Raw genomic sequence first — 25334 nt, 5'->3', positions numbered from 1 at the left:
CCGAAGTTCGCATCGCAGCACGCGTCAGCATTGGGTTCCGTTGGTCACGGCCGCCATGGTTTTTATCGTCGGCCTCATTGGGGCAATCGGTCACACCGGCAGCCTTCGCATCTTCGGGGTCGTCCTAATCGTTGCCGCGATCGTCCTGGCCATCATCACCATAGTGAGCGCGACGCGAACTCGGTCTCGTCCGCCAGAGGGCTCAGACCTTTAGCGACTGGTGCCCCGCAGGAGGTTTCCTTGCGGACGCCGGTCGGGACGAACGGCGAGGGTCCCTTCGTGAGCACCGGCATCTTGCAGGTGTATGCGAGAGCTGCACCAGCGCGCTTTCGTCCGTGGCGTTCGGGACTACGAAAGCAGCCATCGGACGCGAGGGGCGCTAAGTTCCAGGCATGAGTTCGTCACCGCGTAGCGAGCCTCGCTGGCTTCGTCAAGGCCGTCCACGGGACTGCTTGATTTATGGGCTCCTGTTTGGGGGCTTGGCCCTCCTAGGCGCGATCTCGGCGGGAATCGCAGACCTGCAGCACTCATGGCACTGGAACATTCCGGTGATCGTCCTGGGCGTTTTGGTGGAGCTTTCTTGGATCGTCTTGGCCACTGCCTATCTTGCATCGTGGCGATACAAGCATCAGCACTCGCAACTGCCCTAGTTGGTCAGTCGCGCGCAGAGGATCGTCCTGAATCCAGCTGTGCCTATCGCCGCCAGCCCACTCGCTGACCTAGTGACTTACTCCTGACCTGGGCGTCCTCGTGTGTCGCCGCTTTCGAAGCCAACGTGCGAGGTCAACCACGGCGGCCACCACCGTTACAACGACCCCAACGGTAAGGAGAATTGCGAAAGGAACTCGCCAGACAGTGATCGCCACGAAGATGAGCGCCCATATGACAACAAGAATTCCAAGGCTGACCACGGACCGCCGTGTCGACTGCCACCACCTCGTCTCCGGAAGGACGTCGTCGGCGTGCACAGGCCTCATGGGAGGCACATCGTCTGGCTCGTTCATCTGCGAAGCATTCCACGAATGACGATCTCTCGGCTATGCGTTAAGCCCGCCCGTCAACATGCCGCGCGAGGTCCACATCACCCGCTATTGGTCTCGGAGCCAGACGTTTGCTTGGGTCCCGCAAGGGTTTTCTCCGTGGGTGGCCCTTCCAGCGCACGAAGAGGGTCCGGCTAACGGGCAGCCTTGGCTGCATCTTCGCTATCGAGTTGGAAGACGGCCATAACGGACGTTTCACCTTCCTCGACAGTTCCACGTCGATCACGAATCCACCGGAAGCCGGTTTTCTCGGCAACGCGTATCGAGGCCAGATTCAACCGGTCGGCTTCGAGGGTCACCTGCGTTAGCTCAAGGGTTGGAAAAGCCCATGTCGTGAGGAGTGCGAGAGCACGTGGCGCCACACCTCGCCCCCGCGCGTCGGGGAAAACGCTGTAAGCGACCAGAGCTTCGGTGTCAGTTTCGAATCTCAAATTGATGAGTCCGAGGGGGACGGAGGACTGAAGGTCTGCAATGACGAACGGCGTGCCTCGGCCGGTGCTCCATTGGTTTACAGCCCGCCCGACGCTCCGAGTTGGAGAGTCGTCTGGCACGGGTGCGTCGGAAAGCCAACGCACGATTTGAGGATCCCGCTGACCCGTCGTAATCACGTCGAAATCGAACTCGGTCCGCAAACGCAGGGCAACGAGACCATCGGTCAACGGATGAATGGGCGGCCTTGCCGGTGCGGAGCGCATATCTCCACGATACGAAGCGACGCTCTAGCAGCTAGCCGGGAAAGTCGAAACACGAGAACCCTTCTCGACCCCAGAGTCACTTGCCGCGCGCTGAGGGTTCCCTTTCGCTCACCCTCCTGTAGCTGAGAACGGCGCGCGATCAGCGTCCGGTCAGCGTGCGCGGATGGCGCGAGCGGCGAGGTCGTTGCCAAAGTCGCTAATCGCCAGCGCATCGGAGGTCCGGCCCGCGATGGCGACCGCAATATTCCGTGATGGAAGCCGGAGCGTTTTGGACTGCCACCGCTGCCAGCTTCCGCCATGGGAGGCGGCAAGCACACCGTCGATGGTGGTCGTGCGGACTCCCCAGGAGTAATCGATGCTGGTGCCGTCTGCGAGCTTGCCGCGCTCCAGGAGCCGAGCCGACGCTCGACCGAATGCACCGAAGTTCAGTGAGTGGAGGAGGGTCAGCAGGTCGTGGATATTCGTCCACCAGCCTCCATCGCCGATTGTCGCTGGGGGTGGCGGCTCGTCCGCCACCGGAACGGGGGTGGCTCTGTCCAGCGAACTTGAGTCCATGCCCAGTGGAGCGAAGATGCGTTGATCGGCGAGCTGCTCGATAGGCGCCCCCATTGCTTGCTCAAGAGCCAGGGCAAGGAGCACGTATCCGTCGTTGCTGTACTCGAACCTGCTGCCAGGCAGCGACGTCGGGCCATTCGAGCGTGTGATTGCATCAAGGACCGAACTGTCGCTTCGCTGCCCGGCCAGGGGCGGAAGCTCTCGAGGAAGGCCGCTCGTGTGGTGAAGCAGGTGACCGATCGTGATGGGCGTCGTCCATGACGGGAGAGATGGCAGCCAAGTCCGTAGGGAATCGTCCAGCGCGATGTCACCGGCCTCGACGCTGATCGCAGTGAGAAGTCCGATGAGCTGTTTCGTGAGGGAGGCCGCGTAAAATGTGGTGGTGGCTCCTGCCGGCTCACCTGTGGGCCAAGACCCGCACGCCGCCACGGTCATGTCGTCGCCAACGGACACGCCGCCGACAATGCCGTACATGTTCGCGTCACGTTGCGCGAACGCTCTATTCACCTCGGCAGCGACATCGATCATGCGTTTAGCCTACGAAGGCCGGCGGTCCCACCCGTTTGCGGATCCCACCTTGGCAGAAGTATCTATGCTAAGAGACAGCGCACGGTGAGGGTCCGGCTTGCATTCACGAGCGGGTTGACGCGGTGAGTGAGAAATGGCGCCATCCCGTCTAAAGGGGGCTAGGCGGTCGGTGAATGCCACTGGCACACTTGATGGTGTGAAGCGTCGCCCGATAATATCCGAAGCCGTCGTCGTTGCGGTCATTGTGGCTGGCGCCGGTGTGATGATCTGGGCAGGGACTGTTCGTTCACTACGCGACGGTCAACTCGATAGCGCCATTGCGCTCTTCGCGGGCGCACTGCTTACCTTTGCATTTGTGCCCGTTTTCCTCAGCCTCGGTGGGGCACAGGAGGAAGTCGTGGACAGCGATGAAGAGGTGCATTTAGATCTTGGCCGGCGCGGCCGATTCATCCGCTATCTCGGCATAGGGATCGGTTTAGGCATCGGCTACGGAGCACTGCGGGAGAACTTCACCGCCATCACCTCTTCAGTGGTCGCTCTTGGTCTCTTGGTCATTCGTGGCGCCTACAAGACCCTCATGACGAAGGCCGAGCGCCGCCGCCCCTTCGACACCCTGTGACCTGCTGATGAAGGATGTTATTAGCGTCGATGGACGTTGTTCAGTGAACGAAAAGTGTTTTGCAGAGTCATAACTGAAAGACAGAGGATCATGCGGAGGCTCGACCTGGGCGGCGGCTCGTCTGGAGCGCTTGGGGTTCCCGTCCGAACCCCGGCCACGACGAACTATAAGTGTCCAGTTTCTGTGGAAGGCCATCGTCAAGGCGGCCACCCCGCGTCGACCGAAGACTCGCTACGCGGTCGGTTTCGGCGCCAAACCCCTCATCTTCACGCGCGGACTCCTAACCGACCGTGCCTACGACTCGATGATCGTCCGCGTCGGTGGCGTCCGCTGAGGGTCCGGCTTTTGTGCTGGACACGGTCAACCAATTCGACAGCAGCCCCCATGAGCCGTTTGACCAACCTCCCCGGGCAGTACAGCTAGGCGAGAGGGAGATGGCTGACGGTGGAGGTCCTCCTGAAGGGTGCTTGACCAAGCCGAACATGACGAATATCCATACATTTCGGGTCGGGCTGTGCGTCGCCCATAGCCGAGCGGGGTCCTGGCTTGTGTATGGCATGCACTAATCGGAGATAGATGCACCGCCTTGGTCCGTATCTCCATCCTGACGACGAAGACGTGGCAATGCTAAGCCGGCTGCGACCGATGCGTATCGACTGCCGTCTCTGTCGACGCCAGCGTTGACGTCCAAGCCGTCGCCCTCCCGTCTGCAATAGTGGGGCTTACTGAACATGAGGGGCGGGATCATGACGACATCAGAGCCGACACAACCAGTGACCGACAGGCTAGGCACGCGGCTCTTTTACGTCGGCGCAGGCATCATCGCCCTAGCCGTCATAGCGGCTGTCGTGTCCGCAATCATCGTGTTCGTCGGCGCCGCCGAAGGAGGCGGCATTAACCGGCTGTCCGTCGACACGTACGGTGCCGAGGCCGCGACCATGATCGTCGGTTTCGTCGTCATGTCGGCGGGATTGAGCCACGCTCGACGATTTGCGAAGCACGTCGATAAAGCCCCAGAACCACCTCAGACCAAGTAAGCCCAGCGCTTCCTTTTCGGTACCTAAAGGCAGTCGCCTTCGCGAATCGATCTCCGAAATGCAACCGCATGCCGGTGTACTGCCAGGAGTGCGCTCTTGTGGGTCTTCAAGGCAGGGGCCGCCTTGAAGCGCGAACCCATGAACACTGAACGTTCCAGAAACGGAAGCCGCCGTCTCCCCTCTAGTTCTGCTTTTTACAGGTTGTCTGGCGAGACGTTGTGCCAGCTGAGAGGTCCGGCGGCGATCGTGAGTCGGGCGTGCTCGGCTGGGTCCGCCAACCTGAAGCCGTAGGTTTCTGCCACGACGTAGCTTGCGCCATAACGGAACTCCCGGGCGCGGCTCGGGCCGAGGCCACCAGTGAAGACTTCTTCGTCTAGCCAGGCGAGCAATTGTTGCGTCCAGTCATCATGATCCCTCGCTCGGCAATAAAGCCAAGGTTGCGGGCGGCCGCTTGAAGGCAGATCTACCCGCAACCGGGCGGCGGAGCCGTCTCGCTGCGCTATCTCGAAGTCGAGAACGCCGCATTCGCACCGAACATCGCAGAGCGCGTAATCCAGCTCGTTCGGCTTTCCCGGCCAAACTTGCCTGGGCTCGACTTTCTGCAGGTCGGCCGCAATGTCGGAATCTTCGATCATCTGAACGATTCTGCCAACATTCATTCAGCCGCGGCCTAAACAGGGTTCCCTATTCGGCTTGCAGGCTGATGTCGCAAACCACGTCCGCGAACGACGCAACTTCTCAGCCCAGCAGCTCGGAAATACGGCGCCCTCCTTCAACCCATGTGTTCCACGTCATACTGTCCCGCCAGACCACTGGAGTCGCATTGATGTCCAGATGGCTCTCGTAGTCGTCGGCCCACCGTCGCGTCCGCGCGGTGAGCTCAGCGGAATGACCCAAATCAGCAGGCTCCATGTTGTAAGACGGGTGGCCGTTCTCCCACAGGGGCCACTCGAAGCCCCAATCCGAGAAAAGCCGGATGCTCCGACGCGTGTCGCTCATGATTCACCCTGACGAGAGGAGTTAGACGCTTGAACACAACAAGCGCCGTGGGATTGGTCGATCGCCTGGCGACGCAGAGAAGATGTCAACAAACGGCGGAACGTCAATCCGTCCCTCCCCGCCGTCCTCGCCCGTCCTGCAAATCGTTCTTGTTGCGACTCCCGGCGGGTGGCAGCAGCCCGCGAAACACGACGACACGGCCGGTGGCCAATCGAGGCAGAATGCGTACACGGTCAGCGTGTAAGTCAGACGTTTTAGGTCGAGCTGGACAGGTACAGATGTGAAGCCTCTGAAAGGGGAGAACATCATGCTGACCGACGACCTCGACAAAGCGCTTACCCGATCGACTACGCCCAAAATCGACGTGGAATTGTCACGCATGGCGCGTGAAGCAGAGGGCGCGCAAAGGCCGTCCTTCCTGGGACGATTTGGGCGACGCGGCGCCACGCTCGCAATCGTGGGCGGCCTCCTCGCCGGTGGCGGCACGGCAGCAGCCGCCACATCGAACGTCTGGTTCCAAGGGAACTGGAGCGCGGGGCAAGAGGTCCAGCTTTCGAATGGCACCGCGTGTCAAATAGCATTCTCGGTTGCCGAAAATCCCAATGGGACGCCGATGACTTCGCCGGCTGCGGTGGAGGCACGCCATTACCTCACGTCGATAGACCTCTCGAGCATGCTGACACCCAACGCAACGTCATCGGCTGACTGCGCAGCCCAGGGTGCCGAACTCAGTCGCACCCTCAACGGACAAATCAACGCTCATCTCAAGGCTGAGGGTTACGACACCAACCACCTGTGGACTGTGGACGCCGCTCACTGGAACCCTAAGCGATGACCGCCCGCCACGATCGGATGCGTTCACTCGTCGAAGAGAACGCTTCCGATCTTCTGCACTACTTCACTCGCCGGGTGGCCCTGCCAGAGGACGCCGCGGATTTGGTCGGCGAAACGATGCTCACGGTGTGGCGCCGAGTCGCCGACCTTCCAAGGGACGACGTCAAGGCGCGCATGTGGATGTTCGGCGTCGCCCGAAAGGTCCTGTCCAATCACCAGCGCGGGCGGCAACGAAGCGTGGCGCTGGCGGAACGGTTGCGGGACGAGTTGAGGGTGGCAGTTCCGCAACCGTCGGGCGTGCTCGACGTCATCGAAACACTTCCCGAGACGCAGCGCGAGCTGATCCTGCTCGTGCACGGAGATGGGTTCTCCATCACCGACGCCGCCAAGCTCACCCACACGAACCCGAGCACCGCTCGAACGCGATACGCAACCGCCCTCGCGAGCCTCCGGGAGGCTCTGATCAAAACTGATCACTGATGCGCGGCTCGGCCAATGCTCGCTGTGCCCGCCGAGTCAGCCTGAGTCAAGGTTCCAACTGCGGTCGTCTCACAGTCGATGTCTTCGCCTGCCCGGTGAGCGCTCTTCACGTCGAGCATGCGAATGTAGCCACATGCACTACAGACTTTCCAATGAGTACGAAGCGGAGTGGCCGTTTTGGAGCTTGGAATCGCAGTGCCCTGACGGCGACCCGGCGCTCCCAGCCTGGCTCGATGCAGAGGTGAGGGCTTGGGCCGAGGATTTCAATGAAAAATTCTCAGACGAATCAGGCTGGGCCACCGAACGCGCAGCAGAGGACCACCAACGACGCGCAAAAGAGCTCCTGAGACGAGTCAGGCGCGTCGTCGAGTCCAACGGAGACACGGTCGAGCTGCACTACTGGGAAACGAGTCGCAGGAAGGGTTTTTAGGACTTCGACGTCGACGTCGCCCTGGAGCCGGTCTACCGTCCCAGCGACTTCGCCCACCCTCCGGGCGATATCGTCGGGCCCGGACGTCATCGCCTCAGCCGCCGAGGTGACGAGACCCAGAAATCGCCGAGCCTCGTCAGCATCTTCGTCGTTGTCGCGACGACCGATGTGAACGGCAGTGCACGGAAGGAAGGAGGGACGCTTCCTGTCGATGTCCGCGAGGGCCGGCCTGTGCAGCCCGACTGCGGCGGCAAGAACTTCACCGCCGACGCTCGCGCAGAGGTCGCTGTTCCCGGGTGCCGGACATGCGTGTGGCCGTCCACGTGCACGAGGCTGGCACGGCCGCGCGTCGCCAGCGCGAGCCCTATCCCGACGAGCATGCTGCAGTCGCCTCCGACCACCACGGGTGTTTCTCCCGCATCGAGTGCTTGGCCCACTCGATCGCCGAGCCGACGAGCGTGCTCGACGATCGCGTCCTCGTTGCGGACGTGGCCGAACGCCCTCGTAGCGTCATCGTCGACGCAGCGACCGGGAAGAACGACGCCCGCATCCCTCCCTCCGGCCGCCACCAATCGGTCCACCAGGCCAGCCTCGCGAAGGGCGGTCCTTTCGACAATGGATCCGCCTACAAATCCCATGCCTGGCGCGATGCCTGCGCCGAGTTGGGCATCACCCCGAAGAAGTCCCGGCCCTACCGGCCACAGACGAACGGGAAGGTCATCACCACAATCACCACCGACCCCATCCGCGAGCTGCTGTCGTTCACCGACGCACAGGACACCATCCCCGACGACACCGGCCGCGGTCTGCGGCTGAAGCGGGAGCGCCCGTGCGACGAGCACGAATGTGTCCGTCTACTGATCGGCGCCGGAGCGGAGGCGACCTAGGGAGTCGGGGAGGAAGAGGCAGCGGACGCCTTGACGGCCGCGATCTGAGCGAGCGTCAGCGGCACCCACGGCGACGAGTCCGGGTTCGACGAGGCCGCCGCCGGGCTGTCGCCCTGCGTCCACCACTTGGCCTGGTACGGAGTGCCCTCGAACAGCACCCGTGCGCCCGACGTGAACGCTGTTGTGCCGTCCCAGTTCGGGTAGGTTCCGGCGGGCAGGGTCGGCTGCGCGACGGGCTTCTCGCCCTTCAGCACGGGCCCGACGAGCTGCCAGGGCGTCTGCCAGGAGTTGAGCACGGGGTTGTCCGGCACGTCTCCCTGCGTCCACCACTTGGCCTCGTAGACGTTGCGGTGCCAGACGATCTTCGTGCCCTCAAAGCCCGTCTTCATCGCCCCTCGACGTTCGGCCCGGAGCGCGGCCCTTATGCATTGACGCCGAGTGTCGTCACTCAATATTTTACGCTTTACATGAGTAATGTTTTCAGGCTAGATTGAGAGACATGTTCGGTTCAGGTCTCGTTCTGACGACGTTCCTCTTCCTCGCGGTCGGCGCCGCTGTTGTCGTAGTTGCCGCGCGTTCGACGATGAAGCGGATCAGAGTCCGTCGTCGCGATAGAGCACGGGGCGCATCGACGCGCCCTCCCGCTGACTGAACCCGTCGCGGTCGTCGTCGATCGTCCGCCCGTGAGGGCGCTCCTCGTCGACCCCTGAGAAAGGAATCCACTTGATGAATCGCCGTACGATCAGATTCGCCTTCGCCGTCTCCACCGTCTGCCTCACCGGCATCCTCACAGCACTCACGGTGGCTCCGGCCCATGCCTTCGTGGCTGGTCCTAACGAGCTCTCCGCTCAACTGAAAGTTCAGCTCCACAAGCACTTGGCGGAGGGCGGAATTCCCCTCGATGTTCAAGAGAGTTTGATCGCGAAAATGGAAGCAGGCAAGCAGCTCGACTCGTTCACTGGCGCCGCGCCGATCGAGAGCTTCATCGATGAAACCGCCGACATGCCCCAGACGGTTTCCGTCTTCGCAGACGGCTCCCGGCGCATCACCGCCGTGGAATTGCCGGCTGACGCGGGAGCGGCGCGGACGGGCCTGTCGGGTTGCGTGTCTTCGTCTGGCTGGAAGATCAACTGCAAGATTTCCGTCTGGGACCCGATCTCGTCGGCCAAGTTCACGATCGACTACCAGACGAGCACCAGCAGCAAGGCAAAGGTCCGGAGCTTCCGAGGCGCGAGCTGCGCCGTTGTCGGCATCCCCAGCAGCTGCAGCCTTCCCTCTCCCACCGGAATCGCCCGCGCCGCGCAGAGCTCCGCGGGATCAGCGTGGGCTCGCGTCACGTACAAAGCTCAGTCGGGGCCGCTTCACGCCAAGGGTGAATTCGGAATCCGTGTGACGGGCACGAATGTGTCCGTCTACTGATCGGCGCCGGAGCGGAGGCGGCCTAGGGAGCCGGGGAGGAAGGGGCAGCTGACGCCTTGACGGCCGCGATCTGAGCGAGCGTCAGCGGCACCCACGGCGACGAGTCCGGGTTCGACGAGGCCGCCGCCGGGCTGTCGCCCTGCGTCCACCACTTGGCCTGGTACGGAGTGCCCTCGAACAGCACTCGTGCGCCCGACGTGAACGCTGTTGTGCCGTCCCAGTTCGGGTAGGTTCCGGCGGGCAGGGTCGGCTGCGCGACGGGCTTCTCGCCCTTCAGCACGGGCCCGACGAGCTGCCAGGGCGTCTGCCAGGAGTTGAGCACGGGGTTGTCCGGCACGTCTCCCTGCGTCCACCACTTGGCCTCGTAGACGTTGCGGTGCCAGACGATCTTCGTGCCCTCCAGGTACGAGTTGTCAGCGCTCCAGATCGGGTACGGGCTCGTCTTCGGGTTGTCCTTCAGCGAGGCGCTCGAGACCGGCTCGGGAGTGGTCACGGTTCCCGCGAGGGAGTCGATGGTGCCTTTGAAGTGCTTGCCGAGCAGGGTCGCGAAGTGCTGCCCGTGCTGGTCGACGCCGCTGCACGAGTCGGAGACGACGGTGAGCGTCGTGTAGTTCGACCCGCAGCTGACGTCGCGGTTGAGCGACCACATCGACATGCGGCCCACGCCCTTCGACACCGCGAAGGCGTTGAGGGCCGTCGCGTTCTTCAGGGTGAAGACCTCGTCGGCGTCGTCGTTCTGGCCGATCATCGGCGTGGCGCCGATCTTCGACCACAGGGTCCGGCTGGTCAGCGTCGTCCCGGTCTGCCCGTAGAGGATCCCGAGCTGGCGGTGCGTCGCGGTCAGGGCGTCCTCCGCGGCCACGGCCATGTTCGATCCTGCGGCCAGTGACGACCCGTAGTCCATCGTCATGGCGTTGACGCCGGCGAGGTCGACCTTCTTCGCGAGCGTCTCCTTGACGGCCTTCTGCCCGTCGACGCTGAGGCCGTCCGGGGTGACCGGCAGCGTCAGCCAGATGGCGAGCGGCTTGCCCTCGGCGCGCCGCTCTTTCTGCAGCAGGGCGAGCGCCTCGGCGCGGCGAGCGTTCGCCGCGACGTTCTGCAGAGCGGTGCCCTCGACGTCGAGGTCGACGGTGGTGAGGTCGTAGCGGTCGATGACCGACGCGTACGCAGCGGCCAACTGGCTGACGCTCGTGCAGGCGACGGCCAGCTCGGTGTTCGCCTGACCTCCGAACGAGACCGTGACGTCGCCGCCCTGCTGCTGGAGTCGGGCGATCCTGCGATCGAGATCGAGCGAATCGGAGGCCTGCTGCAGCGAGTAGGCCGCACCCCAGCTCGGAGTGCACGAATCGGCGGAGGAGGCGACGACGAACGACAGCACGGTCTGCTTGCCGGAGTTCGTCGCGGGCGACTCGAACGCGTAGGTCGGCGTCGCCGTGACGTCGACGTAGCCGCCGAACCAGGCGCTGGAGGTCGTGCCGGCTGCCTGCGCCGCGTACAGCTGGTAGCCGAACAGGCCGCCGACGACGACACCGGCGGTGACGACGACCGCGATGAACAGGCGCAGGATCGAGAGCCTGCGGACGGGAGTGGGATCGACGCGGGTCACGGTCACACCACCATCTCGGACGAGTCCCCGGCGACGGACGCCGAAGCGGACGACGCACGGTCCGCGCGACGAGCGCGCTCGAGATCGAGCGGGGCGGGGTCTCGCGGCCGCTCACCGTCGACCTCCTGGCCGTGGTAGAGCACCGACCGCCAGTCGAGCTCCGGCTCGGAAGGCACCGTCTGGCGTCGGGCTCCGCGCGGAGCCTTCGTCACGAACAGCCACCCCGTCATGCCGAGCCAGACGTCGACGATCGAGTTCCAGATCCCGAGGTAGGCGACGATCGCCCATGAGGCGAGCACGGCGTTGAACGTCGCGAAAGCGGCATTGCCCCAGTTCTGGGCGAGGTAGTCGCGGTAGATGGTCACCAGCGAGAAGATCACGATCGCGTACGGAGCGACGACGTAGAGCACCGGCGCAGCCGTGCGGTTCTTGACCTTCGGCGTGCGGGCGAACGGGATCTTCTTGCCGGTCAGCGCCTGCTGCAGCGACTTCAGCACGCCGGCCAGCTGCACCGGCAGGAGGATCAGGTTGAAGCCGTAGATCCGGAGCACGTCGGTGCGCTTGTAGCCGGCCGAGTGCAGGTCGCTGGCCATGGCCAGGAAGTAGGGCAGAGCCGCCAGCAGCACGAACGGGCTGAGCAGTCGCGAGTCGTACGGGAACGCGAGCATCATCACGAGCCCGAAGCTCGCCCAGGCGATCGACGACATGTAGTTGATCCGCAGCGCCATCTCCACCAACGGGATCCGATTCCCGGCGCGCCGCCGTTCGCCGGCCTGACGCAGCAGCTTGGGCAGGATCAGGAGACCGCCGTTGGCCCAGCGACGTCGCTGCACGATCAGCGACCCGAAGTCGGGCGGAGTGGCCGAGTAGCTCAGCCGCTCGGGATAGTTGATCAGGCTCCAGCCGTGCATGCCGAGGTCGATGCTCGACTCGGTGTCCTCGATGACGGTGCGGTCCTGCACGTAGCGGCTGATCGGGAAGCCGCCGACGATCTCGGTCTCGCGGATGTCCTCGAGCGCTCGCTTCCGGATGACGGCGTTGGCCCCGACCCAGAAGGTCGCGCCGTACGCGCTCATCCCCTGGTGCGAGATGTGCTGCAGGTCGGTGGTGGCTCCGGCGAGACGCTCGATGCGGGATCCTGCGCCCCGGAACGACGAGTACGGGGTCTGCGTCACGGCGACGCGCTCGTTGCCGGGCTGCTCCAGCAGGTAGACGAGCCGCAGGCAGTAGTCGCGCAGGAGGAGGGAATCGGCGTCGAGGGTCAGCAGGTACTCGGAGTCGGGCACGACCAGGTCGCCGTGCTGAGGCTCGGAGACGGGGCGCAGCACGATGCCGCCGGCGGCCGACTCCTGGCGGTACGCGCCGCCCATCAGGCCGATGTACGAGTTGAGGTTCATGGCTTTGTTCGCCTCGTTCGACAGCGAGGAGTACAGCTTGCGTTCGAAGACGGTGACCTCGGCCTGGAACGTCCAGGCCAGACGACGGTAGAGCTCCGCGATGCGCTCGGCGCTCGGCGCCTCGTGGCCGATGGCGGCCACCGTGAGGGCGTTCGAGACGAGCGAGAACTCATCGGCCAGGCCACCGAGGATCTGCGTCGCGAAGAACTCGTCGACGTGATCGTCGCGGGCCTCGGAGGCGGCCATGTCCGTCAGCCAGTCGGCCGCGGCGGTGTAGTGCTCGGCCAGCTCGCGAACGGTGGCGTCATCGATGACCGAGTCGGCGTCGTGCGTCGCGTCGAAGGCGTCGCACGCCATCGAGAATCGCCCGGCCGGTGCCGCGAGGGCACGCATGATGCCCTCGCCGAGGGTGCGGGTCGAGTCGAGTCGGCTCGCGACCTGCGGGTCGGCCGGGTGGGGCGGGTCGTCCAGCAGGAGGACGACGCGCAGCGAGGGATACTCCTGCAGCGCTGCGGACCAGAGCGTCTGGCGAACGACCTGCGGCTCCTCGGCGTAGCTGGGGACGAGAACGGTCATCGACGAGGCGTGCTGGCCGAAGTGACGGTCGAGTTCGGCTCGTGGCACACGGACGTGCGTGCTGAAGCGCTCGAGTGCACCCTGACGAGCGACGAGGTACATGAGAGCCGAGAACGTGAGGAAGGTGACGATGACCAGGTACGAGGTCGCCTCGAGCGTGAAGCGGTAGTCGCCGCCCTGCGCCATGAACTGGCGGAGCACCGTCGACACGACGTAGGCGACCCAGAAGAGGATCGTCGAGACGATGGCCATGCGGCCGAGGGCGATCCCTCGGTCAGTCGGGCGGAGATGGACGGTGGGCAGCGGCTGGGTGCGACGCTCGGCGCCCCACTGACGTTTTCGGGCGCGCGGAACAGCGGTGGTGGGCATGGATTCTGACTTCCTCGACCGCACGTTTCGGGCCGTGGGCCGGCGACCCACCGATTCGGGCGGAGGGTCGTTCCGACTATAGGAGTCCCCCAAAGAGCGGACAACATGTGACCGTCCGAAATGGTCCGGTTGCCCCCTGCATTGGGGGCACACCCGGTGCCCTACACCGTCAGTACTCGCCCTTGATGACGAAGAACGACCCGCGGATCGTCCCCGCCAGCTTCGATCTCTGGCGGGCGAACTTGAATTTCGACTCCAACTCGGCGGGCACGTCCATGCCGTCGGAGAGCTTGAGCCCGACGGCACGCTTTCCGGCGTCGGCGATCGTGTACATCACGTTGATCGACAGACCCGACTCGTAGAAGACGTACGCCATGCGGATCCCGTCGACCTCGAACCCGGTCACCTCGAGCGGTGCGGATTCGATGACGAGGTCGCGGTCCTCCTTCAGGATCCGAGTGATCCACTCGAGCGTCTCGGGCTCTTCCTCGACGGTGCTCACCGTGAAGACGTGCCCGTACTTGTTCGAGAAGTAGCGGGCCTCGTTGGCGCGGAGCCCGGCGAGGGCGTCGGCGACCGGCGACGACTCGAGCCCGGTCGTGGAGACGTCCACGAAATCGACGGTGTACGGCATGTGTTCTCCTGTCAGCGATGGCTGCACCCACGGTAACGCCAACCGGGGTACCCGCCGCTTCTCCGATCCTGCTCGATGTCCCGCGGTCGATGAGCTCGACGGCGTGCGCGAGAGCCGAGCCGAGAGCGGCTCCGGACTGGGTGACCCACTCGGCCGCCTCCGGCATGGCGCCCAGGCGTTCATACGCGGCGCAGATCGCAACGGCGACGCCGATGTCGATGATCTCGGAGAGGTGATCGACGAAGACGACCCTCCGGCGGCGATGCACCCCGGCACTCCGAAACGCCCCGGAAGCAGTTGACTCGGCCTGCTCAAGCTCCCTAGCATCTCTTCCCAAGCGAATTTGTCCATCGAATGGATTTAATAAGTCGATCCGTCTGGACGAATTCGCTCCGCGACCACACCGAGGTGGTCCGGAGGTCGAAGGGACGCCCAAGGACTACGACAAGGTCCGCGTCTGACGCGCGGCCCGTCCACCCCTACGAAAGGAACACTGTGACCACCTCCCCCTCCGCGTCGCCGCAGTCGGCTTCTGGCACGTCCACGCCGGCGACTACGCCAGAAGCACCGTCGAACATCCCGGCACCGAACTGGTCGCCGTCTGGGACGACGACTCCGATCGCGGCCGTGCCGGTGCAGCGGAGTACGGCGTGCCCTACACCGACGACCTCGACGCCCTGCTCGCCCGTGACGACATCGACGCCGTGACGATCACCACGTCCACCGACGTCCACCGTGACGTCATCGTCCGCGCAGCGAACGCCGGCAAACACGTCTTCACGGAGAAGCTCCTCGCCCCGACCGTGGAGGAATGCGACGAGATCGTCGCCGCCTGCGATGCGAACGGCGTGAAGCTCATCGTGTCGCTTCCGCGGCTGTACCACGGGTACACCAGAGCGGTCCTCGACGAGATCGAGTCGGGCCGACTGGGCGAGATCACCTCCGCTCGCGTGAGACTGTCGCACGACGGGGCCGTCCGGCCCTGGCTGCCGGAGCGCTTCTTCGATCCGGCGACCGCGATCGGCGGGGCGCTCACCGACCTCGGCTGCCACCCCGTGTATCTCACGCAGCTGTTCCTCGGCGCCCGACCCGACAGCGTCCAGGCCGTCTACCGTTCGCTGACGGGCAGAGCCGTCGAAGATCACGCCGTCGTCACGGTCGGCTACGAGTCGCAGGCGATCGGCGTCATCGAGGCAGGATTCGTCGCAGGATCGCCGTTCACCATCGACGTCTTCGGAACGGCCGGTTACGTGTCCTACACCGAAGAGGGGAACCGGCTCACGGCGAGTGGAGCCGCCTACGGCGACGGCGTCGTCGAACTCCCCGTCCCCGGTGACTCGCCCGCCGCCTACGACCAGTGGGTCGACCACATCGCCAACGGCACTCGCGCCGACGACAACATCGCGCGCGCGATCGAGCTCACGCGGCTCGTCGTCGCGGCCAACCGGGCCGCCGAGTCGTCGGCGCCCGTTCTCGTCTGACCCTCTCCCACCCACGAATCAGGAGCTTCCCATGACCAGCACCCTCATCCGCGTCGGCCTCATCGGCGGCGGCGGGATCGCGACCGCGCACATCGCCGGCTACGCCCAGAACCGCGACATCATCCGCATCGCTGCGGTCGCCGACGCCGTTGCCGCGACCGCGGAGAGTCGCGGCGCCGAGCTCGGCGTCCCGTCCTTCACCGACTACAGCGCCATGCTCCGCGATGCAGACATCGACGCCGTCGACATCTGCCTGCCGCATCACCTGCATCGCGACGCCATCGTCGCCGCTGCAGCCGCGGGCAAGCACATCCTCTGCGAGAAACCGCTCTGCCTCAGCCCCGATGAGGCTCGTGACGTCCAGGCCGCCGTCGCCGAAGCCGGTGTCACACTCATGTGCGCCCACAACCAGCTCTTCATGCCGGCGGTCGCCCGCGCGAAGGAGCTCATCGAATCCGGGGCACTCGGTTCGGTCTACGAGGTCCGCACGACCGACAGCTTCCGCAACGAGTTCGATCCCTCGAACATGGGTTGGCGGGCACACGCGTCGACGAGCGGCGGCGGCGAGCTGATCGACACCGGCTACCACCCGAGCTACCTGCTCATGCACCTCGCCGGCGGCGTGCCCGTCCAGGCGACCGCGATGCTCTCGACGCACCGGCTCACCTTCATGGAAGGCGAGGACTCGGCGCAGGCGCTGTTCCGCTTCGACAACGGCGCGGTCGGGCAGCTCGTCACCAGCTGGGCCTACGAGCCCGCCGCCGGAACCGAGCGCTTCAGCGCCGTCGGCGAGCTCGGCTCGCTGACCAGCGACGGCACCACCCTCCGTTGGAACCTCCTCGACGGGACGAGCGAGACCGAGACTTTCGAGGAGGTCGACACGTTCGCCGCCGAGATCGGCGCATTCGGCCGCTGCCTCCGCGACGGCCAGCGCCCGATCCACACCGAACGCGAGGGCATCGCGGTGCTCGGCATGATCCTCGCCGCTTACGAGGGCGCTCGCTCGGGCTCCATCGCGGACGTCCTGCAGGTGGACTCGGTCAGCGCCTAGCCGTACGCCTTCGTGGGAGGCGCGGCCGGCTCGCGCCGGTCGCTCCTCCCGTTCGCCGATCGCACCAGGCTGTGCCCTCCGCCCGGAGGTGATGCTCCGCTCTGCGGCCCCTGGCAGCAGGGTGCTTGACTCACCTGATGGATCCGTCCCGGTTGTCGCCCGTCGACACCCCCAGGATGATCTTGACGCCGATCGGTGCCGGCGATGTCCGTGACCTTCTCGTGCTGTACTCCGATCCCATCGTGGCGAGATGGACCGGTCCCTGGACGGAAGGCGCCACGCGGCGGTGGGCGCGAAGCATGGTTGACCGCTGGCAGAGCGATGGAGTGGCTAAGTGGATGGCCAGAGACCGGGCGACCGGTGCGCTCATCGGCCGCGGTGGTCCGACTCGGCTCGACCTCGAAGGGGAGACCGTGGTCGAAATCGGATGGGTCATACGAGACGCTCTGACCGGGCTCGGGTATGCCACAGAGATGGGCCTGGCGGCGGTGGAGTGGACAGCGCGTTTTGAACCCCAGCTCCCGGTGGTGTCGTTCACGGAAGTACACAACCGGGCGTCACGGGCTGTGATGACACGTCTCGGAATGGAGTTCGAAAGGATCATCGTCCGCGAAGGCCTCGTAGAGGGTCGCGAAGGCTTGCAGGCGGACGCGCCGTTCGCTCTTTACCGCCTGCCTACCCGACAACCAAGAATGGTGACGCCGGGCTGAGGCGACGCCGGACGTTGCCGACATACTGGCGACGCTCTGAGGAGCCGACTCCCTAGTTGTTGAAGCGGAACTCCACCACGTCGCCATCCTGCATGACGTAGTCCTTGCCCTCGATGCGGGCCTTGCCATGGGAGCGGGCCTCGGCGATCGAACCGGTGTCGACTAGATCCTGGTACGAGATGACCTCGGCCTTGATGAAGCCCTTCTCGAAGTCGGTGTGGATGACGCCGGCGGCCTGGGGAGCCTTCCAGCCCTTGCCGATGGTCCAGGCGCGGGTCTCTTTGGGCCCGGCGGTGAGGTAGGTCTGGAGGCCCAGGGTGTCGAAGCCGATGCGGGCGAGCTGGTCGAGGCCGGACTCCTCCTGGCCGGTGGAAGCGAGAAGCTCGGCAGCGTCGTCGGGGTCGAGGTCGATCAGCTCGGACTCGATCTTGGCGTCGAGGAAGATCGCCTCGGCCGGAGCGACCAGCGCGGCGAGCTCGGCCTGACGCTCGGGCGAACCGATGACCGTCTCGTCGACGTTGAACACGTAGATGAAGGGCTTCGCGGTGAGGAGACCGAGCTCGGCGATCGGCGTCAGGTCGATCTTCGTCGCGGACAGCGCCTCGCCGCGCTGCAGGGCATCGCGGGCAGCGACGGCGGTGTCGTGAACGAGGGGCTCGACACGCTTGAGGCGCAACTCTTTCTCGTAGCGGACGAGCGCCTTCTCGACCGTCTCGAGGTCGGCCAGGATCAGCTCGGTGTTGATCGTGCCCAGATCGGCAGCGGGGTCGACGACGCCGTCGACGTGCACCACGTCGGGGTCTTCGAAGCCGCGGACGACCTCGGCGATGGCGTCGGCCTCGCGGATGTTGGCGAGGAACTTGTTGCCGAGTCCCTCGCCCTCGGACGCGCCTTTGACGATGCCTGCGATGTCGACGAACGACACCGGGGCGGGCAGGATCTTCTCGGAGTCGAACAAGGACGCCAGGACTCCCAGACGAGGGTCGGGCAGGTTCACGATCCCGACGTTGGGCTCGATGGTGGCGAACGGGTAGTTCGCCGCCAACACCTGATTCTTGGTCAGCGCATTGAACAGGGTGGACTTGCCCACATTGGGGAGTCCGACGATCGCGATAGTGAGAGCCACGGTCCACAAGCCTAACTTGCGCGCCCGGGCGATGGTCCCGGCCCGGTCGGCGTCGACTCGCGTGACGATCGACGGCTGTCCACAGGCGCACCGCGAGCCGCCGCCGACTGTCGGCGGCCCGTGCAACCATGAATGGGTGCCCCTCGACTACGTAGCGATCGACTTCGAGACCGCGAATTCCTCCAGTGCCTCCGCTTGTTCCGTCGGGCTCGTCAAGGTGCACGACGGCGCGATCATCGACAAGGCGAACTGGCTCATCAAACCGCCGTTCGGCCACGACGACTTCTCCGAGTGGAACACGCGCATCCACGGCATCGTGCGCGACGACGTCATCGACGCTCTCGGCTGGGCCGACCAGCTACCCGACCTCCTCGCGTTCGCGGGCGACGACATCCTGGTCGCCCACAACGCCGGGTTCGACATGGGCGTCATCCGCGGCGCCTGCGCTGCCACGGGGCTCGACACTCCCCCGTCGCGCTACTTCTGCAGCCTGCAAGTGGCTCGCAAGACCTACACGCTCGACAGCTACCGACTGCCGATGGCAGCGATGGCCGCCGGGTTCGACGACTTCGAGCACCACCAGGCTCTGGCCGACGCCGAGGCCTGCGCCGCGATCATCCTGCACGCCGCGAAGCGCCACGGGGCTGCCGACATCTCAGAGCTCGCCGCCGCGACCGGGGTCCGCATCAACGTCCTGCGCCCGGCGGCGGCGAAGACGCCCGTGCGTTTCGCCGGCTGAGCCGCGAGCCACGCGGGCCACGCGGGCCGCCCAGGCTGCCGGAGCCGCTCCGGTCGCAGGAGTCGCACCCGTCCACCCGGGATCACCTCGCGGGCGGCGTTTGTCCGCCCCTCAGGTCAACGTCCAGTGATATTGTCTGCACAATCGCGCGGTGGGTCGACGCAGCTGTCGGCATCACCGTAAACGTACCGGGAAGATTCGATGACAACTCACGATGGCGTGCTGCCAGCAGACCTCTTCATGGACCTCGATCGTTCGGGCCCCATGCCGCTCTACTTCCAGGTCTCGTCGCGCATCGAGAGTGCGATCACCAGCGGCGAACTCCCGGCCGGATCCCGCCTCGAGAACGAGGTGGCACTCGGCGAGCGACTCGGACTCTCCCGGCCCACCATCCGCCGCGCCATCCAGGAGCTCGTCGACAAGGGCCTCCTGGTCCGCCGCCGCGGCATCGGCACGCAGGTCGTCCACGGGCCGGTCAGCCGCAAGGTCGAGCTGACGAGCCTCTTCGACGACCTCAAGGCCGGCGACCAGCACCCGACGACGCGCGTGCTCGCCCACGACGTGATCCCGGCCGACGAGCGCATCGCCGAAGACCTCGGCATCGCGGTGGGCGACGACGTGACGCACATCCGCCGCCTGCGACTGGCCGACGAGGTGCCCGTGGCTCTCCTCGAGAACTACCTCCCGACGGCCGTCGCCGACCTGAGCGAAGAAGACTTCGAGACCTTCGGCCTGTACCAGCTCCTGCGGGGCCGCGGCGTCACGATGCGCGTCGCGAAGCAGCGCATCGGCGCGCGGGCGAGCCACGGCGACGAGGCGGCACTGCTCGAGATCGAAGAACACGGGGCCGTCCTCACGATGAGCCGCACCGCCTACGACGCCTCGGGGCGCGCCGTCGAGGTCGGGTACCACTGCTATCGCCCCGACCTCTACTCGTTCAGCATCACACTCGTCGAGAAGTAGCGGGCGCCGCTCAGACGCTCGACCTGCGGCGTTGTCCTCGTCGGCAATGGCTCCGCCATGGCCTTCCTCGTCCGCCTTGCATCTCGGGCGCCTGAGCGACGCCCCCGGGGCCTCAGACGGCCTTGGGGATCCCGAGCTCGCCCGTCATGTACTGCGCCCGACCGAAACCGAACGACCAGTCCTGCGGGCCGTTCTCGACATAGCCGATGAAGACGTTCTCGCCGGCCACGCCAAGCCCGGCCAGACCGTTCGCGAGGCGGTCGTAGAGTTCGGCCTTCTTCTCGTCGGTGCGGCCCCGCTGCGTGAAGATCTGGATCATCACCACGTCGCCGGTGCGCTCGAAGCCGAGCCCGGCGTCTTGCGCGATGATCCTGCCCGCCGGTAATTCGTTGACGATCTGGAAGCGGTCGCGCACCGGGATGCCGTAGACCTCCACGATCGCGTCGTGGATCGCGTCGGCGACGTCACGGAGCTGCTCTTCGGTGCGGCCGGCGGTGACATCGATTCGGACGAGTGGCATGATGATCCTTTCCAAGACTTTGTTCGAACATACTAACAAATAAGTCACCGAAAATGTTCTCGCACGACGAAGGCCCCCGCTCCGAAGAGCGAGGGCCGAAACCGGAGAAGCGCAGGATGCTAGTTGGCGGGCACGATCACGTCGCGAACGAGGGCGTCGAGCTGGGCGTCAGCGTCGAGGAACTGGCGCAGCGTGGTGACCGTCGCACCGAAACGATCGAACTCGTGAGGTTCCATGCCGTCCACGTCGTAGGCGCGGCTGAAGTCGGGGATCTTGGCGCGGAGAGCCGCAATGATCTCGGGATCGACGGGCACGTCGATACGGTTCGCGGCGGGGATCTCGTTCTTGTTGATGTCGACCTGCCACTGGAACGGAGGCGAGACGACGAGGTCGCCCCCCACGAGTTCCGACCACTGCATGTAGTTGCGGAAACCCGCCGAGAGCACACGCGACGAGAATCCGCGCTCGACGAACGTGTGGTGCGCCTTCTTGAGGGCTGCGACACCCGCCCACTCGAGGTAGCCCGGGTCGATCAGGATCTTGTCGCGCTTGACGACGACCTTGAGCCAGTCGTCGAGCCGGCCGCCCATGATGGTGACGACGTTGCCGAACTCGGTCTTCTCAGGATTCGGGGCCGCCGAGCCGTCGGCCTTGCGGCGGGCCAGCCCTCGCTCGAGAGCCTCGCCCACCGCGACGGCCTGCGGAACCGTGAACGACACGGTCGCGTTGATGCTGACGCCGCGATAGACGGCCTCCTCCATGGCCTCGATGCCGAGCTTCGTCGCCGGGATCTTGACAATGATGTTCTTCGCGAGACCGGAGAAGTACACGGCCTGCTCGACGAGGGCCTTCTTGTCGCGGTGGAAGCGCGGATCCGTCTGCATCGACAGGCGACCGTTGCGCCCGCCCGAAGCCTCGAACGCCGGCTCGAGCAGCTTGGCGGCACCGATGGAGAGCTCTTCGACCGCCTTCCAACCGAGTTCGGACTCGCCCGCGGTCGGGAACTCTGCGGCGAGCTCGCGGAGGCGAGGGATCCAGGTGTCGGGGTCGTTCTTGATGCAGGTGAGCGCGATCACCGGGTTGCAGGTGGCCCCGACGGCACCGAACTCGTTGATGGACGTGCTCAGCTCGCGGGGGTCTGCGGAATCGTTCCAGAGGCTCGTGGGAGTGTCTTGGGCCGCGCGGAGAGTGCTGGGGCGGGTGTCGGTGCCGTCTTCGGTGACGGGTTTCGTCGCAAAGGTCGATGTCATGGGGATTCTCCAATCTCTACGTCGAGTCTACGAGCGCGCGACGTAATGTCCTAACAAAGTCGGCGAATCGCGCGAAGATTTTGCTTGAGTCCGTCGGGATCCCCTGAGTAGCGTGCGGAGGGAAGCACTATCCATCTCATCTAGGAGGTCTCCCATGGCAGGAATCGCGGACAAACTCGACAAGGCGTACGAATCCACTCCCATCGACCAGCTGGCGGCGCTGCCGGTTGCGGCCCTGCAGGGTGTGAGCGACGGGGACGCCACTCACCTCAAGGAGGCCTTCGGCATCACCACGATCGGCGATCTGGGCACGAACAAGTACTTCCTCTGGGCTCACGCGATCGCCACCCTCGCCGACTGACGCGTCTCCCGCACGTGCCTCGAGCAGACACGGAACGGACAAAGCACCCTGCCGCGGCAGGGTGCTTTGTCCGTGAAACGCGTTGCGGCGGGCCAGGCGGCCGCGGCGGGCCAGGAGGCGGCGGCGGGCCAGGTCAGGCCGACGCGATCCTGCGGCGGATCTCGTCGAGCTGGTAGCGCGACACCTCGTCGGCGTTCTCGTCTTCGGCGAAAACGCTCGACACGGCGACCGTGTCGTCGCGGTCGAAGAAGCCGAGACCCTTCAGGCCGCCGAAGAACTCGTCCCAGTCGACGTCGCCCGTGCCGATGGGCAGGTGCTGGTGCACGCGCACCGGGTTGCCGGGCGGGTTGGTGATGTACCGCAGGCCGTGCGACCGGTGGTGGTCGAACGTGTCGGCGATGTGCAGCAGGCCGATCCTCTCACCCGCCGCCTCGAAGATCGCCGGCGTCTGGTTGCCGTAGTGGAAGGTGTGGCACGCGACGAACGCGAGCCCGACCTGCTTCGAGTTGAGCCCGCGGATGACGCGGAGCGCCTCGAGACCGTCTTCGACGAAGTCGTCGGGGTGCGGGTCGATGAGCACGCGGATGCCCTCCCGCTCGAACAGCGGCAGCAGCTCGTCGGCGGAGTCGTAGAAGGCGCGCTCCGACTCCTCCTGCAGCTCGGGGCGACCGCTGAACTCGGTGTTGATCAGGTCGACGCCGAGGCGCGCCGTGATCTCGATCACGCGCTTCCACTGCTTCACGGCCGCGACGCGCTCCGCTTCGACGGGGCTCGACCAGCGCAGCACGGGCAGCACGGACGCGATCTTCACTCCGGCGTCTCTGCACGCTCCCGCGAAGGCGTCGACGAGGTCGTCGTCGGCCTTCGGATGGCGGAAGAACGGGATGAAGTCTTTGTGCGGGGTGAGCTGAAGGTACTCGTAGCCGAGCTGTGCCACCTTGCCCGGCAACTCGAGAAGCGAGTGGTCGTGGTGGAAGGGGTGGGGTCGAGAGCGATCTTGACCATGCGGCTCAGGCCCTGGCGAGCGACTGGGTCGTCTCGTAGAAGGCGGGCTTCTCGAGCGCGTAGACGACAGGCTCCTTCTTGCCGGACTGCTGAGCGAGCACACCGGCGTCGGCGACCACGCTGGCGAGGTAGCCGTCCCAGGCCGAGGGCCCGTCGATCTCGCCCTTGTGAGCGGCGTCGACCCAGCGCTGCACCTCGACGTCGTAGGCAGCGCCGAAGCGCTCCTTGAACGACGGGGTGACGCCCTGGCCGATCTGCCCGGACGTGGCCACCGTGATGGTCTCGGCGCGGCCGATCGAGGCGATGCCGCTCTCGAAGACGGCATCGGTCGTGACCTGGTAGCCGAACTGCACGTTGACGTTGATCTCGACGATCGCGAGAACGCCCGAGACGGTCTCGAGCAGGACGAATTGCGGGTCGAGCAGACCATCGGGAGCGAGCGAGTTGCGGCGCGGCTTCTTGACCTCCACCGAGACGATCGGCTCGCCCACGATGAACGGCACCGTGTCGATCTCGTGGATCACCGAGTCGGTGATCAGAGCGGACTCGAATAGTTCGGCGGGGTGGACGGATTGCGGTGCGCGCAGTGCAGCGCGAGCAGAGCACCGTTGTCGCCGGACTTCACCAGGTCGCGGAGTTCGAGGTAGCCCTTGTCGAAGCGCCGCATGAATCCGACCTGGATGCGCGGGCGCTCGAGCTTCTGTTCGGCCTCGATGATGCGGAGACTCGACTCGACGGTGTCGCTGAGCGGCTTCTCCGACAGGATCGCGAGACCCGCCTCGAGCGCGGGCAGGATCACGGGCTCGTGCAGGAAACCGGGCGTCGCGATGATGACGGCGTCGAGCTGCGTCGCGGCGAGCGCCTCTTCGAACGAGGCGAACGTCTGCGCGCCGGGAGCGTTGGCCGCAGCAGCGGTGGCCCGCGCGGTGTCGGGGTCGACGACGGCCGTGACCTCGGCGCCGGAGATGCGCTTCGTGATCCTGCTGACGTGGTCGGCGCCCATCATGCCGGCGCCGACGACGGCGACGCGGAGGGGTGCGGGTGAGTTGGACATGTCTGTTCTCCTGTGAACCTGGTGGTGGGGGTTAGTGAACGCGCGCGTAGGCCGACGTGGCGAAGATGTGCTCGCGGGTGCGGGTCGCGATACCGAGGGGAAGGTCGATCGACTCGACCGGGAACATGTCCTGTTCGACGATGCCGAAGATGTTCGGGTCGAGCTTGGCGACCGCTTCGACGATCGGGGCGAGCTCGGGGATGCCCGTGGGCGGCTCGACCATGACGCCCATGGCGACGGCGTCGCCGAACGGGATGTCGTTCTTCAGGACGGTGAACCGAAGGTCGGAGTCGACCTGCTTGAGGTGCAGGTAGCCGATGCGCTCGGGGTACTGCTCGATGAGGCGGACGTTGTCGCCGCCGTAGTAGGCGAAGTGGCCGGTGTCGAGGCAGAGGTTCGTGTACTGCTGGTCGGTGACCTGGAGGAACCGCTCGGTCTCTTGGTAGGTGCCGACGTGGCTGTCCGCATGAGTGTGGAACTGCTGGTGGACGCCGAACTCCTCGAGCAGGGCCTTCCCGAGCTTGTCGTGGCCAGCGCCGAGCTTGTCCCACTGCTCGTCGGTGAGGGTGCGCGCCTCGAGGACCTCCGCGGTCGCATCGCTTCGCCACAGGTCCGGGATCACGACGAGGTGTTCCGCGCCCAGTCGGGACGACAGGCCGGCGACGTTCAGAGCCTGGTCCCACGCCCGCTGCCACTGGTCGTCGCCCTTGTGGAACCCCGTGAACACGGTGCCCGCCGAGAGCTTGAGGTTGCGCTTGCCCAGCTCGTCCTCCAACTGGTGCGGGTCGGTCGGCAGGTAACCGAACGGACCCAGCTCGAGCCACTCGTAGCCGGCTTTCTCGACCTCGTCCAGGAAACGATCCCAGGGGATCTGGCTGGGGTGCTCCGGGAACCAGACGCCCCACGAATCGGGTGCGGTGCCGATGCGGATGCCTTCGGTGGTGGTGAGAGTCATGCTTTTCTTCCTTG

The 25334-nt window shown here is 65.5% G+C and carries 27 protein-coding genes and 3 pseudogenes; 13 read left to right on the top strand and 17 right to left on the bottom strand.

All coding sequences use genetic code 11. The features are described 5' to 3' along the window. Positions 1-1174: 1174 nt before the first annotated feature. Positions 1175-1735, bottom strand: coding sequence for a GNAT family N-acetyltransferase (locus QUE79_RS09445; protein ID WP_286346434.1), 561 nt, complete (start codon positions 1733-1735; stop codon positions 1175-1177). A gap of 150 nt (positions 1736-1885) precedes the next feature. After that, on the bottom strand, positions 1886-2818 hold the full coding sequence (locus QUE79_RS09440; protein WP_286346433.1) for a serine hydrolase domain-containing protein: 933 nt from the start codon (positions 2816-2818) through the stop codon (positions 1886-1888). Between the two features lie 169 nt (positions 2819-2987). Between QUE79_RS09440 and QUE79_RS09435 the strand changes: the two genes are divergently transcribed. Continuing rightward, positions 2988-3437 (top strand): hypothetical protein, encoded by a 450-nt coding sequence (locus QUE79_RS09435; RefSeq protein ID WP_286346432.1) that lies wholly within the window; start codon positions 2988-2990, stop codon positions 3435-3437. 746 nt (positions 3438-4183) lie between these two features. Continuing rightward, positions 4184-4474 carry a hypothetical protein gene (locus tag QUE79_RS09430; protein WP_286346431.1) on the top strand — a complete coding sequence of 97 codons (291 nt, stop codon included), beginning with the start codon at positions 4184-4186 and terminating at the stop codon, positions 4472-4474. 194 nt (positions 4475-4668) lie between these two features. Here QUE79_RS09430 and QUE79_RS09425 read toward each other — a convergent pair whose 3' ends face one another. Together QUE79_RS09425 and QUE79_RS26305 are read right to left on the bottom strand one after the other, a co-directional pair. Next, a complete protein-coding gene (locus QUE79_RS09425; protein ID WP_286346430.1) occupies positions 4669-5109 on the bottom strand; it encodes a hypothetical protein in 441 nt (146 codons plus the stop codon). A 103-nt stretch (positions 5110-5212) separates the two neighbouring features. Next, entirely contained in the window at positions 5213-5473 is a 261-nt protein-coding gene (locus tag QUE79_RS26305) for an immunity protein CdiI family protein (protein ID WP_491018487.1), read from the bottom strand. 307 nt (positions 5474-5780) lie between these two features. On the opposite strand from QUE79_RS26305, the gene QUE79_RS09420 reads away from it, so the two are divergent. After that, on the top strand, positions 5781-6308 hold the full coding sequence (locus QUE79_RS09420; RefSeq protein ID WP_286346429.1) for a hypothetical protein: 528 nt from the start codon (positions 5781-5783) through the stop codon (positions 6306-6308). Beyond that, positions 6305-6787 (top strand): RNA polymerase sigma factor, encoded by a 483-nt coding sequence (locus QUE79_RS09415; RefSeq protein WP_286346428.1) that lies wholly within the window; start codon positions 6305-6307, stop codon positions 6785-6787. Before QUE79_RS09420 ends, QUE79_RS09415 begins: the two co-directional genes overlap by 4 nt. Positions 6788-7303: 516 nt before the next feature. Here QUE79_RS09415 and QUE79_RS25440 read toward each other — a convergent pair. Further along, positions 7304-7855 (bottom strand): arginase family protein, encoded by a 552-nt coding sequence (locus QUE79_RS25440; protein WP_350271692.1) that lies wholly within the window; start codon positions 7853-7855, stop codon positions 7304-7306. On the opposite strand from QUE79_RS25440, the pseudogene QUE79_RS09410 reads away from it, so the two are divergent. Continuing rightward, a pseudogene (locus QUE79_RS09410) lies at positions 7829-7936 on the top strand (IS481 family transposase); the annotation flags it as partial. The gene QUE79_RS25440 and the pseudogene QUE79_RS09410 sit on opposite strands and share 27 nt — an antisense overlap. Positions 7937-8100: 164 nt before the next feature. On the opposite strand, the gene QUE79_RS09405 reads toward QUE79_RS09410, so the two are convergent. Together QUE79_RS09405 and QUE79_RS09400 are read right to left on the bottom strand one after the other, a co-directional pair. Then, positions 8101-8493 (bottom strand): carbohydrate-binding protein, encoded by a 393-nt coding sequence (locus QUE79_RS09405; protein WP_286346427.1) that lies wholly within the window; start codon positions 8491-8493, stop codon positions 8101-8103. A gap of 204 nt (positions 8494-8697) precedes the next feature. Next, on the bottom strand, positions 8698-8883 hold the full coding sequence (locus tag QUE79_RS09400) for a hypothetical protein (protein ID WP_286346426.1): 186 nt from the start codon (positions 8881-8883) through the stop codon (positions 8698-8700). A gap of 22 nt (positions 8884-8905) precedes the next feature. On the opposite strand from QUE79_RS09400, the gene QUE79_RS09395 reads away from it, so the two are divergent. Beyond that, a complete protein-coding gene (locus QUE79_RS09395; protein WP_286346425.1) occupies positions 8906-9523 on the top strand; it encodes a hypothetical protein in 618 nt (205 codons plus the stop codon). Positions 9524-9545: 22 nt separating this feature from the next. Here QUE79_RS09395 and QUE79_RS09390 read toward each other — a convergent pair whose 3' ends face one another. The 3 genes from QUE79_RS09390 to QUE79_RS09380 form a co-directional block, all read right to left on the bottom strand. After that, positions 9546-11135, bottom strand: a complete 1590-nt coding sequence (locus QUE79_RS09390; protein ID WP_286346424.1) for a chitinase — start codon at positions 11133-11135, stop codon at positions 9546-9548. Beyond that, a complete protein-coding gene (locus QUE79_RS09385) occupies positions 11132-13471 on the bottom strand; it encodes a glycosyltransferase family 2 protein (protein WP_286346423.1) in 2340 nt (779 codons plus the stop codon). Before QUE79_RS09385 ends, QUE79_RS09390 begins: the two co-directional genes overlap by 4 nt. A 169-nt stretch (positions 13472-13640) precedes the next feature. Continuing rightward, positions 13641-14105, bottom strand: coding sequence for a DUF8821 family protein (locus tag QUE79_RS09380; protein WP_286346422.1), 465 nt, complete (start codon positions 14103-14105; stop codon positions 13641-13643). A gap of 524 nt (positions 14106-14629) precedes the next feature. On the opposite strand from QUE79_RS09380, the pseudogene QUE79_RS09375 reads away from it, so the two are divergent. From QUE79_RS09375 to QUE79_RS09360, 4 genes and pseudogenes are all read left to right on the top strand, one after another. Further along, positions 14630-14956: pseudogene (locus QUE79_RS09375) on the top strand (Gfo/Idh/MocA family protein); the annotation flags it as partial. After that, on the top strand, positions 14954-15586 hold the full coding sequence (locus tag QUE79_RS09370; protein ID WP_350271691.1) for a Gfo/Idh/MocA family protein: 633 nt from the start codon (positions 14954-14956) through the stop codon (positions 15584-15586). The pseudogene QUE79_RS09375 and the gene QUE79_RS09370, both read left to right, overlap by 3 nt. Before the next feature lie 31 nt (positions 15587-15617). Beyond that, on the top strand, positions 15618-16637 hold the full coding sequence (locus QUE79_RS09365) for a Gfo/Idh/MocA family protein (protein ID WP_286346421.1): 1020 nt from the start codon (positions 15618-15620) through the stop codon (positions 16635-16637). A gap of 137 nt (positions 16638-16774) precedes the next feature. Next, complete coding sequence (locus tag QUE79_RS09360) at positions 16775-17347, top strand: GNAT family N-acetyltransferase (protein ID WP_286346420.1); 573 nt, start codon at positions 16775-16777, stop codon at positions 17345-17347. Between the two features lie 52 nt (positions 17348-17399). Here the strand turns inward: QUE79_RS09360 and ychF are convergent, their stop codons facing one another. Then, a complete protein-coding gene (gene ychF / locus QUE79_RS09355; RefSeq protein ID WP_286346419.1) occupies positions 17400-18473 on the bottom strand; it encodes a redox-regulated ATPase YchF in 1074 nt (357 codons plus the stop codon). A gap of 136 nt (positions 18474-18609) precedes the next feature. Here ychF and QUE79_RS09350 point away from each other — a divergent pair, with 136 nt between their 5' ends. Next, positions 18610-19212, top strand: a complete 603-nt coding sequence (locus QUE79_RS09350) for an exonuclease domain-containing protein (protein ID WP_286346418.1) — start codon at positions 18610-18612, stop codon at positions 19210-19212. A 201-nt stretch (positions 19213-19413) separates the two neighbouring features. Then, the gene (locus QUE79_RS09345; protein ID WP_286346417.1) at positions 19414-20175 is read left to right on the top strand and encodes a GntR family transcriptional regulator; all 762 of its coding nucleotides are present in this window, start codon (positions 19414-19416) and stop codon (positions 20173-20175) included. A 112-nt stretch (positions 20176-20287) separates the two neighbouring features. Here QUE79_RS09345 and QUE79_RS09340 read toward each other — a convergent pair whose 3' ends face one another. Beyond that, positions 20288-20695: a tautomerase family protein gene (locus tag QUE79_RS09340; protein ID WP_286346416.1), complete on the bottom strand. Its 408-nt coding sequence runs from the start codon at positions 20693-20695 to the stop codon at positions 20288-20290. Between the two features lie 119 nt (positions 20696-20814). Further along, entirely contained in the window at positions 20815-21945 is a 1131-nt protein-coding gene (locus tag QUE79_RS09335) for a transaldolase family protein (protein WP_286346415.1), read from the bottom strand. A gap of 154 nt (positions 21946-22099) precedes the next feature. Between QUE79_RS09335 and QUE79_RS09330 the strand changes: the two genes are divergently transcribed. Then, positions 22100-22306, top strand: a complete 207-nt coding sequence (locus QUE79_RS09330) for a hypothetical protein (protein ID WP_286346414.1) — start codon at positions 22100-22102, stop codon at positions 22304-22306. Between the two features lie 133 nt (positions 22307-22439). Here the strand turns inward: QUE79_RS09330 and QUE79_RS09325 are convergent. From QUE79_RS09325 to QUE79_RS09315, 4 genes and pseudogenes are all read right to left on the bottom strand, one after another. After that, positions 22440-23311, bottom strand: a pseudogene (locus QUE79_RS09325) (sugar phosphate isomerase/epimerase family protein). A 5-nt stretch (positions 23312-23316) separates the two neighbouring features. Further along, positions 23317-23898, bottom strand: a complete 582-nt coding sequence (locus tag QUE79_RS26155; protein ID WP_434011053.1) for a Gfo/Idh/MocA family oxidoreductase — start codon at positions 23896-23898, stop codon at positions 23317-23319. After that, complete coding sequence (locus tag QUE79_RS26150) at positions 23847-24365, bottom strand: Gfo/Idh/MocA family protein (RefSeq protein WP_434011043.1); 519 nt, start codon at positions 24363-24365, stop codon at positions 23847-23849. The genes QUE79_RS26155 and QUE79_RS26150 overlap by 52 nt, the downstream gene beginning before the upstream one ends. A 31-nt stretch (positions 24366-24396) precedes the next feature. Beyond that, entirely contained in the window at positions 24397-25320 is a 924-nt protein-coding gene (locus tag QUE79_RS09315; protein ID WP_286346413.1) for a sugar phosphate isomerase/epimerase family protein, read from the bottom strand. Positions 25321-25334 lie beyond the last annotated feature (14 nt).

It is taken from the genome of Frondihabitans sucicola, from assembly GCF_030296615.1.
Taxonomy (GTDB): domain Bacteria; phylum Actinomycetota; class Actinomycetes; order Actinomycetales; family Microbacteriaceae; genus Frondihabitans; species Frondihabitans sucicola.
Note: the sequence above shows the minus strand (reverse complement) of the source record. Positions and strands in the feature narration are given on the sequence as shown.